At 58.6% G+C, this 12,999-nt stretch carries 11 protein-coding genes and 1 tRNA gene; all 12 read left to right on the top strand.

Features of this window, described 5'->3' with window-relative positions:
• Positions 1-210 precede the first annotated feature (210 nt).
• Positions 211-3,081, top strand: coding sequence for an autotransporter outer membrane beta-barrel domain-containing protein (locus tag N5D45_RS11750; RefSeq protein WP_279939001.1), 2,871 nt, complete (start codon positions 211-213; stop codon positions 3,079-3,081).
• 97 nt (positions 3,082-3,178) lie between these two features.
• A complete protein-coding gene (locus tag N5D45_RS11745) occupies positions 3,179-4,183 on the top strand; it encodes a 2-hydroxyacid dehydrogenase (protein ID WP_279939000.1) in 1,005 nt (334 codons plus the stop codon).
• 361 nt (positions 4,184-4,544) lie between these two features.
• Positions 4,545-4,620 (top strand) — tRNA-Thr (locus N5D45_RS11740).
• A 203-nt stretch (positions 4,621-4,823) separates the two neighbouring features.
• Positions 4,824-5,954: an RHS repeat-associated core domain-containing protein gene (locus N5D45_RS22570; protein WP_312250819.1), complete on the top strand. Its 1,131-nt coding sequence runs from the start codon at positions 4,824-4,826 to the stop codon at positions 5,952-5,954.
• On the top strand, positions 5,955-6,191 hold the full coding sequence (locus N5D45_RS11730) for a hypothetical protein (RefSeq protein ID WP_082587882.1): 237 nt from the start codon (positions 5,955-5,957) through the stop codon (positions 6,189-6,191). It abuts the gene before it with no gap.
• A gap of 649 nt (positions 6,192-6,840) precedes the next feature.
• Entirely contained in the window at positions 6,841-8,274 is a 1,434-nt protein-coding gene (locus tag N5D45_RS11725; protein ID WP_057503724.1) for a hypothetical protein, read from the top strand.
• 28 nt (positions 8,275-8,302) lie between these two features.
• On the top strand, positions 8,303-9,184 hold the full coding sequence (locus tag N5D45_RS11720) for a hypothetical protein (RefSeq protein WP_139042430.1): 882 nt from the start codon (positions 8,303-8,305) through the stop codon (positions 9,182-9,184).
• A gap of 185 nt (positions 9,185-9,369) precedes the next feature.
• A complete protein-coding gene (locus N5D45_RS11715; protein WP_279938999.1) occupies positions 9,370-10,020 on the top strand; it encodes a hypothetical protein in 651 nt (216 codons plus the stop codon).
• 187 nt (positions 10,021-10,207) lie between these two features.
• The gene (locus tag N5D45_RS11710; RefSeq protein WP_057503727.1) at positions 10,208-11,248 is read left to right on the top strand and encodes an integrase family protein; all 1,041 of its coding nucleotides are present in this window, start codon (positions 10,208-10,210) and stop codon (positions 11,246-11,248) included.
• Positions 11,249-11,250: 2 nt separating this feature from the next.
• The gene (locus N5D45_RS11705; RefSeq protein WP_057503728.1) at positions 11,251-11,592 is read left to right on the top strand and encodes a hypothetical protein; all 342 of its coding nucleotides are present in this window, start codon (positions 11,251-11,253) and stop codon (positions 11,590-11,592) included.
• Between the two features lie 64 nt (positions 11,593-11,656).
• A complete protein-coding gene (locus N5D45_RS11700; protein WP_057503729.1) occupies positions 11,657-11,875 on the top strand; it encodes an RHS repeat-associated core domain-containing protein in 219 nt (72 codons plus the stop codon).
• Positions 11,876-12,251: 376 nt separating this feature from the next.
• On the top strand, positions 12,252-12,791 hold the full coding sequence (locus N5D45_RS11695) for a hypothetical protein (RefSeq protein ID WP_139042432.1): 540 nt from the start codon (positions 12,252-12,254) through the stop codon (positions 12,789-12,791).
• Positions 12,792-12,999 lie beyond the last annotated feature (208 nt).

Here is a 12,999-nt window from a genome sequence, read left to right as displayed (position 1 = left end):
GGGGAGACGGGGTGGACAGGGCTGGCCTCGACTGTCGGTGGCGAATGCGTCATCGAGTTTTACGCGACGATGACCGGATGGGGAAGAGTGTGCATCGATCGGATTCTCATTGTGAATGTATTCATTTTTCAGGATCCGTTCCACTGGGGGAGATCACCCCGCTGTGGCGTTGATCGTTCTACCCGCGTGTTGCGGGTGGAGAGAGAACACATGAAGTATTCGAAGTTGAGCCTGGCCCTGGCCGGGCTGATGGGCGTTGCCGCCATATCCGTGGTGGATGACGTCATGGCAATGAATTATCACGTGCAGGGCGATCGCATCTTCCTGAGTGGCGATGTGACCTACGCCGACGTGGTGTCCCTGCCGGCACTGCTGGCCAAGGCGCAGGCCGAAGGCCGGCCGGTCCGTGAGGTGGTGCTGCGCACGTCCAATGGTGGTGCGTTGATCGCCGGCGAGTGGCTGCAGGGCATCATCCGCACCTCCGGACTGAACACCATCGTGTCCGGCAATTGCATCTCGTCCTGCTCGATCATGCAGTCCGGTGGCGTCGAACGCTATCTGGCCGGCGATCTGCCGCTCATCGACTCGGTGCAGATCCACGCGGCCAGCAGCGGCGGCAAGGTGATCTACACGCCGTCCCCGCGCATGACCCAGATCTATACCGGCAACTACGGTGGTGGCATGGATGCCGGGCTGCTGCACAAGGCCATGTACGAAGTGGTGAAGCCGAACGGCCTGCTGGTGTTCCGCGATCCGGCACGCAGCACCGGTTCCTCGGTCACCTTCGACCCCGATGGCAGTGGCAGCAAGCTGGAGTCGTTCCCCGGCCAGGACATCTACAGCAACAGGATCATCACCGCGAACGGGTACCGCGATCCGGGCGACACCTTGAATGTCACCGCCAACGTGACCGGCGACATCAACCCCGGCTACCTGCGTACCGGACGCCAGTTGCAGGCGTTCGTCGATGATGATTTCGCGCGCTGGAATACCGACTGGCGATCCACCTACATCAATCTCGCGCAGAGCATCTACAACGCATCCAGCAAGGGTCCGCAGGGCATCGGTGCGCTGTCGGTGCAGGGTTACCTCAGTGACCCGGACATCCAGGACCTGTTGCTGTCCAAGCTGCGGCTGGCTGATCTGGATGTCTCCACGCTGGACAACGCCATGGGCGTGATCCGGGTGACCAACGGCGCCACCTGGCGCACGTCCGCGACGACGGGTGCGGATTTCATGCTGGTCGACAATGGCACCATCGCGCTGGAAGGCGGTGCCCTGCGCGCATCGGAAGTGCGCGTGCTCGGCGCAGGCATGCTGGTCGGCCATGGCGACGTGGCGGGTACGGCGATGGACCGCGCTGCATTGCTGGACGGCACCGGCCCGTCGTACCGCGAAGACGGTTTCAACCGCCTGCGCGTGTTCGGCACGCTGATGCCGCGCGGTGGCGACCTGGTCACCCATGGCTACGTCAACATCATGCCGGGCGGCAAGGTGCTGTTCGACGTTACAGAGAATGGCGGCACCGCTGCAGGCCGCCTGCGCGTGGGTACCTTCTTCGATGACGAGCAGACCGAGGGGGCACTGGTGATCTCCAAGGGGGCCTTCCTCGAACTGAACGTGGCGCAGGGCTACTACGGCCAGGATTTCCGTCGTGATCTGGTTGAGGGCCCGATCTACCAGGGTGGCTTCGAAGAGGCCGTGCGCCTGGGTGACACCGGCTACAGTGCCAGCATCAGCGGTGATGTGTTCCGTCCCCGCCACAATTCGCTGTTGAGCTTCAACGTGAAGCAGACGGCCGATGGCCTGTGGCTGACCGCCAACCCCGGCTTTGACCAGCTGGGCCTGTTCGCCAACGGTACGTCCGGCGACGGCCTGGGCCGTGCGCTGGCGACGGCCTCCGATCGCCAGGACAAGGGGCTGAGATCGCTGCTGGGCGCACTGCAGTTCGCCGACCGCGATGTGATCGCACAACAGGCCGGTGCCCTGCGCGGTGATGCGCACGCCAGCCTGCGCCTGGCAGACACCGCACTGGTGGGCAGCATCGGCAACGTCGTGCAGCAGCACCAGTCGGCCATGCGCAGCGGCGGCGATGCCGATGGCCTGGCCTCGCAGGTGGCGCAGTCGGTCTCCTCCCAGCCGGGCATGCGCCATGGCAGCCTGTTCAACCAGCTGGCGATGCACCTGGTCGAACCGGCGCCGGGCAGCGTTGCGGGTAGCGGTGACGCCGGACGCAGCCATGGCATCTGGGCACGTGGTTTCGCCAGCCATGGCCGCATCGATGCCGACGGTGGCGTGGCCGGCCTGAGCCACAACATCGGCGGCATCGTGGTCGGTGCCGACACCCGCGTGGCCGATGACCGCGTGACCCTGGGCGTCAGCGTGGCCGCGGCGGACATGTCGACCAAGGCCAGCGATGGCTCTGGTTTCACCGGTGATGTGCGCGCGCTGGACGTGGGCGGTTACCTCGATGCGACGTACGCGCGCGGCTATCTGTCGGCGGCCGTGCGCTACACCGATCTGCGGCATGACACCCGTCGCAGCATCGGCGGTATCGATGGCCTGCAGCAGCCCCTGCGCGCGAAGTACAGCAACGATGCGATCTCCGCACGTGTTGAACATGCGTTCTCGTTCACCACCGGCAAGGGCCTGGTGATCCAGCCGTTGCTGCCGGTGGTGGACTACGCGCGCACGTCGGCCGCCCGCTTCAACGAAGGGCAGGGCGCCGGTGCGCTGGTTGGCCGCAGTGGCAGCCTGGAGAGCATCCGCGTGGGTGCGGGCCTGCAGCTGTTCAAGACCTTCGAAGGCAACAACGGTGAGCGCATCACCCCGCGCGCCCGGGTGGTCTGGCAGAAGGAGCTGGGCGATTCGCAGGCCCGCTACAGCACCGGCTTCGCCGCAGCTCCGGATCTGGTGTTCGGCGCCAGCAGCCAGGCGGTGGGCGAGCAGGTGCTGGCCTGGAACCTGGGTGTGACCAGCCGTGCCAGCGAGCGGCTGTCGATCATGGCCGATTACGTGGGCGAGCGCCGCGACGGGCAGATCCAGAACGGCGTGATGCTGGGCCTGGGCTACCGGTTCTAAGTGGCACCCGGCACCGGCGATGACGGCATCGCCGGTGCCATCCCAACGCGGTCGCTGCTGCGGTATGGTCGGTATGGCATTCCACCCAGGCCCATCCATGCAGATCGCCGTCTTCAGTGCCCGTCCCTACGACCGCCGCTTCCTTGATGACGCGAACCAGCGCGATGCGTCTCGGGGCGGCTTTGCGTTCGTGTACTTCGATGTGGCGCTGGACGTGCACACGGCGGCGCTGGCGCAGGATTGCGCAGCCGTATGCGTGTTCGTCAACGACCGCCTGGATGCGCCGGTACTGCACGCCCTGCATGCGGTGGGGGTGCGGGCCGTGCTGCTGCGCTGCGCGGGTTTCAACAACGTGGATCTGGCGGTTGCAAAAGCGCTGGATCTGTTCGTCGCACGCGTACCGGCCTATTCGCCGGAGGCGGTGGCCGAGCATGCGCTGGCGCTGGTGATGACCCTCAACCGGCAGACCCATCGCGCCTACAACCGCGTGCGCGAGGGCAACTTCATGCTCGATGGCCTGCTCGGGCGCACCCTGCATGGCCGCACCGTGGGCATCGTCGGTACCGGCAAGATCGGGCTGGCCACTGCGCGCGTCTTCAAGGGCATGGGCTGCATCGTGCTGGGGCACGACCCGTATCCGTCGGCTGCGTTCGGCGGAATCGGCGATAGGGTCGGGCTGGATGAACTGCTGGCACGCGCCGACATCGTGTCGCTGCATTGCCCGCTGACGCCTGAGACCCACCACCTGATCAATGATGCGTCGCTGGCGCGGACGAAGCCGGGCGCGATGCTGGTCAACACCTCGCGCGGCGGGTTGGTGGATACCCATGCAGTGATCCGCGCGCTGAAGGCGCGCCGGCTGGGTCATCTGGCCATCGACGTGTACGAGCAGGAAAGCGCGCTGTTCTTCCAGGACCTGTCCGGCGAGATCATCGACGACGAGGCCTTCCAGCGCCTGATGACCTTCCCCAATGTGCTGGTGACCGGCCACCAGGGCTTCTTCACCGTCGAGGCGCTGCAGGAGATCTCGGCGATCACGCTGGGGAACCTGCAGGATTTCGCGGCCGGGCGGGTGTGCGCCAATTTGGTGGGGACTGGCTGATCCGGCGACATCGTGACTGCGGCGCCTGTTGTGTCGCGCACCACATGTCCAGATTCACACGAACGCGAAGTGCAGCCGGAGGTGGCGCTGGGTGCGCTGGTGCTGGTGGCGGACGGCGATGCCGGCTTCAATGATGGCTTCAACGGCGTCCGGAACGAATGCGATGGCGTCGAGCGGTCGTGCTGTGACGCAACGCGACAGGTTGGGATGTGATGCGTACCATCAAGGCGGCCAAGGGGGGCGCCGACGATTCCTGTACCTATGAGTAAAACGACGTTCCGAGCCACCATGAAGTGGGTCAACCTCGCGGCGGCGGCTTCAATTGACCTGCTGACCGGCACCCTCTAGAATTGCCTGCTAAGCCGGAATAGCTCAGTTGGTAGAGCGGCGCATTCGTAATGCGTAGGTCGCAGGTTCGACTCCTGTTTCCGGCACCAGTTGCATGAAAAGCCCCGGCCTTGGCCGGGGCTTTTTGTGCTTTGGTAGCGCCGGGCCATGCCCGGCGGAATGCCGGCCCCAGTAGTGCCAGCCCATGGCTGGCAGCCCCCAATTTCCGAATCTCGCGGCCAGCCCGGCTTCCCAGGCGCTTAGCTCCTCGCACAGTTCCTGACCTGGCAAACGCAGCGGTCATTCCTGTGCTATGAATATCCAGCCTTGCTTCAAGGCTCTTTCAGGGATTGGAAGGATGCGCAGGCTAGGGGGAACTGCAAGCGGTGTGTCGACCCGCTTGAGGGGTTGTGGAGATCGAATTCGCAAGTTGGGGGCATTCGGCACCTGGCTGTGCTGCGTTCTACTCATTGGCCTTGGCGTGTCGCCAGCCGCAGTCGCACAGACGACGGTCACGTACATCCACACGGACGCGTTGGGCTCGGTTGTGGCTGAGAGCGATGCCAATGGCAATGTGATAAAGCGCTATGACTACGAGCCTTACGGGGCCGTGGTGGGTGGTCAGGTCACGGATGGGCCGGGGTATACCGGGCATGTGAGTGACTCGGCGACCGGACTGAGTTACATGCAGCAGCGGTACATGGATCCGCAGTTGGGGGTGTTCCTGTCCGTGGATCCGGTGACGGCTTACGCAAACCCAGTTGGTATGTTCAACCGCTACAGATACGCATCGGGGAACCCTTACCGATATACGGACCCTGATGGCCGCTGTGATACATCTTTCTGCCAGTTCTGGGGAGGAGTTGGACGCGCGGTCGGTGATGCTGCCTACAGCATTGGCCGGAATGCTGGCCCGAGCGTATACGGCACCGTAGATATGTCCCGAACGCGGGAGCTAAATGGCGGCCCGTTGTTTGGTGCGCCGGCGAGTCAAGTTGGGCAAGGTGGCTACAAATTCGGTTCCGCACTAATGGTTGCGGAGGGGATGCGGGGCGCTGGTCAGGCCGCCGGAGGGCTCGCAACGGCTGAAGCTCGATTGGCGAACAGTGCATTGGTAGTTCGAGGTGGCTCCGCTCAGGGAGCGAATTCAGCGGCCGGAATTGGAAAGGGTACCGGCCAGCATCCAGCAGGACCCTTCGGTTTCTCCGCAGAGAGTGCAAATGGATCGTCGTTCTGCCAGTTGTGCAGCAATGTAACTCACAATCAGGTCGGTGTTTCCACGGTTGGGCAGGTAAGGGCTGCGGGAGGTGATGTCATCTCGACAGGCGGGGTCTCGCCGACGCACGCAACAGTTGTGGGGCTTGAGCCGGAAGCAGCGAGCCGGTTGTTTTCCCCTACAGTATCCAATCCGGTTCCGGCCGTTGAAAGGCTGCAGAGGCCATAGATGTCTGAGCTCAGAATATTTGTCGACTTCAACAATAGAGATTCTGATGGCTTCTTGAGGCTTAACCTCACGGGGACGCTGGAGGATCTGAGAAGAGAGCAACTGGTTCTCGAAGATGGGATGCCCGCTACAGGATCAGACGGTGATCTCACTGCCAAGATCATCGTTGTTGCACCTGGAATTGAAGGCGTATGGCGGGGGAGGATCGTTGAAGGTCCTTGGGAGGAGGGTGCATAAACTGGTACCCGTTGTTGGTTAGGTTGGGAGACGCTCCTCGTCCGATCGGGGGAAGCAAGAGCCAAGCCCAAATGACAGGCCCGTTGGCTTCCGGATCCTACCCAAGGAGGGCTTTGGGGATGGACGGTGAAAGCTGCGCTTCTGGCCAGAATTGTGGATAGAATTTGGGCGAGCGTGGTTGAAGATGCTCTGTGACATTTGCGCCGGTATGGCCGACTGCTGCATGGCGTGTTTGGCCTTGGCGCGGGTTGACTGCTGTTGAGGTTCAGTTGGCGAGTCACCTTTGCGTAGGTCGCAGGTTCGACTCCTGTTTCCGGCACCAGTTGCAATGAAAAGCCCCGGCCTTGGTCGGGGCTTTTTGTTTGGGCTGTGTTGGCGCGGGTGTTGGAACTTATTGATGGGAAAGGGATTCGCTGCAAGCCGATCATTGGTCGATGCTCATGTTCTCTATTGCGGATGGTTCGCGTCCACGCGATTAGAGCGGGTTGATCCTGATCACTTGGCTTCATTCCAACTTACATGGAAGCGCCTAACTGCCTCACTGATCGAGCCTCCCCCGGTATCTCGGCGACTTCGCATGGTAGTAGCAAGGTAGGCCTTGATGAGGTACGTTCCGCCTTGGCAGTGAAGCCAGCACAGGGGGGATAGGATGCGCGTATCTCAGAAATACAAGCTAAAACGAAAGCAGGCCGAGCTTGATTTCGTTGACGTTCCTTTGGATACAGATCTTCCAGTTTTTGTGGAGCCCACGGCAATTCGGGCAATGGACACTCCGTGGTCTAGTGAGTGCGTGGCACTCCTTCAGAACTTCTTTAGCAATGTTCTCAGTGCGGTTAAAAAGGGCGACAAAGCTAGGGCTGTTTCGCTACTTGGTTCGTTGAACGAGAGAAATGATTTTCATCTTGGATATTCATCTGGTGAGTCGCGTGGCCACGCATTCGGCAAGGGATCTGCAGGCTCAGTGTGGGAGTCACTTCTGACAAGCAAAGCCGCGAAGTCTGGCGTGCTCTCTGACTTGGAAGATACCGCCCTTCTCATCGAAGGCGTGGGTGCAGACATGATCTCTGATGCGGTCTGCAACATAATTCGTGAACCGCTGATTGAGTACACTCAAGACATGTGCCGATATTACGGCATTCCTATGGTCGCAAATGTTTCGTCAGGCCCCTGCTGGGACATGCAAGCGCAAAACTGGGTGGCGAGGCATGTAGAGCTTCCGATGCCGAAGGGCGAGAGTCTCGTGTTGGTCCCAAAGTCGATTGTTCGACTCGCGGGTGCTTACGACGCTGGGGCCTACTATCGGCACTATTTGTTGCCGGAACTACAGAAACAACACTTGGCCAGTGGATCTGGTCTGGTGGAAGTGCTGAAGAGTAAGAGGCGAAGGGTTACGAAGACCGCTTTGATGAGGCACTATGGCAAAAACAAAGATGCTGTAGCAAAATTGACGGAGGACAATCCTGATGTCCTCGCCAAGTATAAAAAGGCGAAAGCGGCAGATCCTTCACCTCCGATAAGCAATAGCGCGCTTGCAGAGATTGAGAACGTTCCGAACGTTCAACTGTACGATCTCTATAAAAAGGTGGTGGCTGTCCCTCCTGGAAGAGCGCGCGCTCACGACTATGAGCGAGCTGTCGAAGGCCTCCTTTCGGCCTTGCTTTACCCGTCTCTCATACACCCTGTGCGTCAAGCCCCAATCAATCAGGGGCGGAAGATTGTCGATCTCCGGTTTTCTAACTCAGCCACGGCAGGATTCTTCAGTTGGCTTTCAAAGCACTACACCGCGCCCTACGTCTTCATTGAGTTCAAGAATTACACAGAGGATGTCAAGAATCCGGAGCTTGACCAATTGTCTGGGCGGTTCTCAAAATCCAGAGGGCAAGTTGGCATTCTGATTTGCCGTGCGGTTAGTGATCGCAAGAAGATTGATGCTATGTGCAGAGATGCCGCAAATGATGGGCGCGGCTACATGATCGTGCTTGACGATGCGGATTTGGAGACCCTGGTCAAGTCAACGACGGCGATGCATTACGATGGATCGAGAACCATATTGAATGATCGGTTTGATCAATTGGTACTCTGACTTCGATTAGAGCTAAAGGATGGCTTGGATGGGCTATGAACTGTGGACGTCGCCTGTGACTGGACATCGTCGCCACGGCACGAGGCTTGCAGATTTCAACGACGCGCTGGGCCTGAGGATTATGGCGAGGGATATCTGTGAGTCCCTGAAATGTTGTGCTTCCGGAGCGCCCGCAGATCTGGTGCAGAATGAACTGAGTCGTCTCGATTTTTCCGTTTGTGGAGTCCGAGATGCGGAAGATGGTCCGGTTACCGGCTTCGTGAGAGTTGAAGAGCTGTCCAGTGGATCAGTGCAGGCTCATCTCTATTCCCTAACAGCTGGGACGGTCATCGATGATGAGGTGTCATTGCAGTTTGTTCTTGAATGCCTGGGGAAGGATTCATTCTTGTTTGTACGAACAGCTGGTGACATATCTGCCATCCTTACATGGGCGGACTTAAATAAGCCAATTGTTCGCGTATACATATTCGGGCTTATCTCGCTGCTGGAGATGCATCTTAGCTTTTGGGTCGCTCACACTTACTCCGACGGCGACTGGCAGCAGGCCTTGACTGAGGGCAGGCTGGGCATGGCTGTTGAAGTTAGGAAAAAGCGCGCGGCGCTGGGTCAGGATGTATCTTTGATTCAATGCCTGCAGATGTGTGACAAAAGGACTCTGGTTAGTAAGTCCATTGGAATACGACATCAGCTGGGTTTTGAATCTAAGGCGGCCTGCGAGCGATTTCTAAAGGATGTTGAGGTGTTGAGAGATACACTGGCCCACAGTCAATATGAGTTGGCGCCGGATAACGGCTGGAAGGAGTTGCTCAATCTAGTCGATGGAGTTAATTCAGTGATCCTTAGATCTGACGGTCTAGTGGAGAATAAAGCTCTAGACAGCGCTGCTGGCTTTAAGGGGCTTCTCTGGTAGCAATTATCATTGTGGCGTTCTTTTCCCTTTTGAGTATTTGTTGCCGAAGTTCGCGGGCGATGCGCCGAGTGGGTGATCCCTCCAAGGAGGTCGCTTGTGTCTTGCGCTAGATTTCACTAACAAGGTAAGGGGCTGGACAAATGGATTCTGGGGTCTACCGAGTGGAGATGGATGGTCGCTGGAGCTTGAAAGATTTATATGAATTTCCACACGCTTATATGCAGGTCTATGCCTTTGCATACGCTTTTGATACGGATCTTCCGGCGGTTGATTCTGATAGGATCAACTACGCACTCGAAAGCTATCCTTGGGCTGGCGGGTACTCTGTCGTCAACATCTATAGCGTCCTGCAGAGTCAAGTTAGTCCGAGATCGAAGCCGGTAATTAAGGAGATTAGATACGCCTCGCCTGGCTGGTTGGATTTAATTCTTCATATTCATCCGGCGGTCAAGGTTGCGGGCGCTGTCGCCGCGATCGCGAGTTCTATTGCAGCTACTGCAAAGGCTTATGCGGCTGTTCAAGATGTCTTGTATAAGATCAGCGCTAGGTCGAAAAAGGCGCGTGTGGAGAGTATTCAGCTTACGCGGCTTGAAGTTGAGGAGTTGCAGGCGCTAAATGAACAGCTAGCTAAGGTAATGAATTTTTCCGACATAGCAGGGCTGGAGGGGAGGACGAACAATCCCCACGTTACGGCGAAACTGCTGAGTGCTCAGTACAGAAGACTCAGGAAGCTTGCAGGTTTTGTAAAGCAGGGGAAGGCAAAGCTCCCGCTGGTCGCTCCTGGGTTGCCACCCTTGCCACCCTTGCCACCTAAATCGCCGCGAATCGATGATTGATGAAGAGGGTGTCGCAGGTGGTGCTGCGGGCGTAGGTAAGATCCGCCCAGTGATCTAGGATTTCTACCTGCTAAGTGCGTTCTGCGAGCGTTGGTCCGGAGAAATGTATGCGGACGATCCTCATCCAAGCACCGCCTCGCATCCTGTCCTAAATTGGCCTTATCGCCACTTACGGACCTCCCGCCCGATGTCATCCGCCCTTACCAAGCGCATTGTTCTCACAGCAGAACCCCGAGATCGCCCCTACGAGCTCAGGGACGCTCAGGTTCGCGGCCTGATCCTGCGAGTGCAGCCCTCGGGCCACAAAGCTTGGATCGTCACCTGGGCGCACGGTAAGCGTCGTACTTTAGGTTCGGTCGAACATCTGACACTTGATCAGGCCCGCGACCAAGCCCGGCAAGCGGTCGCTGAATACGTTCAGTCCGGATTGCCGTCACTCGCAAAGTCCAAGCCCACTAGCTGCACGCTCGAAACGCTGCTCAACGAGCATTTTGAGCCTTGGGCGATAGCTGAGCTCAAGGGCGGTCGTCAATACCCAGACCGCATTCGATCAGTGTTCCCGTGGCTGTTACGCCGTCAGATCATCGAAATCGACGTGCCCACGATGGAGCGATGGTGGCGCGGGCGTGTCACTGGCCCCGATGCCGTCACCAAGGCTACTGCAGCGCGCGACTTCGCTTGCCTGCGGTCTGCCTTGTCCCGTGCGGTCGAGTGGAAGTTGATCGAGACCAATCCTTTGATGGGCATGCGTCAACGATCAGCGGCTAGCCGCAAGGTGGTTCGGTTCCTGTCCCCGGACGAAGAAGCGATGCTCCGGGCTGCGCTCGCCGCGCGCGATCTAGCTGGGGTTGAGGGGAGGGCGAACGCCAATGCGGCCCGACGCAAGTACCGGCAAGCGGTTCTGCCTGATTTGCCGATGGACGGGTACGTCGATCACCTGACCTCGGTGGTTCTTACAGCCATTAATACCGGTATGAGACGTGGTGAGTTGTTGTCGATGAGCTGGGCTGACATCAACTGGGAAGCCAAGATGCTGACCATCCGGGCCGAGAACGCTAAGTCTGGTAGAGTCAAACATCGAGTTGCCGATCAGGCGGAGGCAAAGAACGCGTTCAATACACCTCAAACCGGAAACAATCCGAACCACCATACCGTGGAACTTCCCAAGCCAGTAACGGAGAAAGTGGCTCAGAAGTTCAATGAGGTTTACAAATTAAAATCGACTTGATTGTGGAATGGTACGACGGTGAGTTGCAGCAAGTCATGGAGGATGGTGGTCGATACTTCTACGCTATCTGTGTGGAGGCGGACTTCAGCAAATCCTTTCAGGATAGAGTCTACTTCGTGATCAATATTATTGCGCAGGAAAAGCATCTGATTGAACGCTTTCTTGCTGATGCAGACGTGGATGGCCTTGATCGTCTGCTGCGCGATGAATTGTACGGTCGCCGAGGTGCGATTTTCTTGGGGTGTCCAAACGACTGGAGGGTGGAGTCGGCTGATTTCAGTATTGAGCCAGCCCCCTATCTTAAATTCTTCGCGTTTCCGGTCGTCGACGTGCTGGCGGCCTGAATCTATGGATAGCGGCACCGTTATGGGTAATTTCCGTCCCGCTGGTTAACTAAGGCAGCGGCACATGGACCCGCAGTTGGGTGTGTTCCTGTCGGTGGATCCGGTGACGGCGTATCAGAAACCGGTTGAGCAGTTCAATCGGTACCGGTATGCCAACGGGAATCCTTACAAATTCACCGATCCTGATGGACGGGTCGTCACGTGCGATGAAAAGCGGTGTGCTGGTGAGGTCAATACCATAGCCGATGCTCTAGCTCTTCCTGTCATTCTAACGGTGGCCTAAGGCGGTTGGTTGCTTTCAAACCTGATCGATACGGTTCAACGAAATGAGTCGGCTGATCCGTCCGGCTCTACAGCAGCCCCCAGTGGCACGAAGCCACCGGCATTGCCAGTGGATCTGGTAGGTGATCAGAGCAGCCCCTTGGCAGGGTCGAATAAGAACGGCACGCGGCATACAAGTGGCAATCTGAAGCCGGAGTTCGGTGGCACCGGGAACTACGACGAAGACCTCAAGACTCTCGCCGGAGAAACAAGGCCCGCGGTTCGCGGGGACAGCGCTCCTCCTGGAGCACAGATCGGAGAGAATGGCGTCTTTGGTCGCCAGACGAACAGCTCGGGCGGCAAGAGTATCGACATCCCGGCAAATGGTGACAAGCCACGTGAAACCCTACACTACGATTGAAGTACTTCCGGACGGCACGCGTTATTTGCCGATACAGTGGAATGGTGCGAAGCCGACTGAAGTGGCTCAGCTGCTCCAGGGGCGTCGGCTTCTGGCTTGCAGGTTTCCCTCTACGCACACGGCGAACCTGGCTTGGCAAGTAGTCTTTAGCTTTGATTCCAATGTGTCTCTTGAAGTGACATCGTCTAGTACCGTTGTTCATGGATGGGACGAATTTGGAACCATTAATGTTGAGATCTTGTCGAGTGCTCTGACTGAATCGGAATGTGAGTGGGTCAATCTAGAGCTTTCGGAAGCACTTGACGTTACGTGTGTTGAAGTCGTTCGTTGGCAAGGTGCTGGATTGATCGTTGACTCTGGTATTCGCCTGCGCTTCTCTGATGACCGTATCCTCTCAGTCGTTGCGGTGGACGTGCCGGGTGCACTGCTCTTGACTTTGCCGGGAGATGTAGCCCCCTGTTCGTGGCAATTTCCGGCAAATGACTACGTCTACGTATCGATTGAAGAGGTGGGCTGACTCCTTCACTGGGTATGCCCAATCGTCTCAGTCATGTCTGCCGCCCGACAATGCGTAGGGCAGTTGCCAAGCTGGCGGCGTGAGAGGGCTAATCCCTCTGCTCCCCAGCCAAACGTAGCTGTGCCCCCGGGATCGTCCATGACTGCTCAGGGATGCTCAGGTTCGCGGACTGGTTCTTCGTACCTAGTCCTGGGGTTGGCGGCACCTG

It is taken from the genome of Stenotrophomonas sp. GD03819, assembly GCF_029841665.1.
GTDB lineage: Bacteria > Pseudomonadota > Gammaproteobacteria > Xanthomonadales > Xanthomonadaceae > Stenotrophomonas > Stenotrophomonas geniculata.
This window is presented reverse-complemented; position numbering and strand designations above follow the sequence as displayed.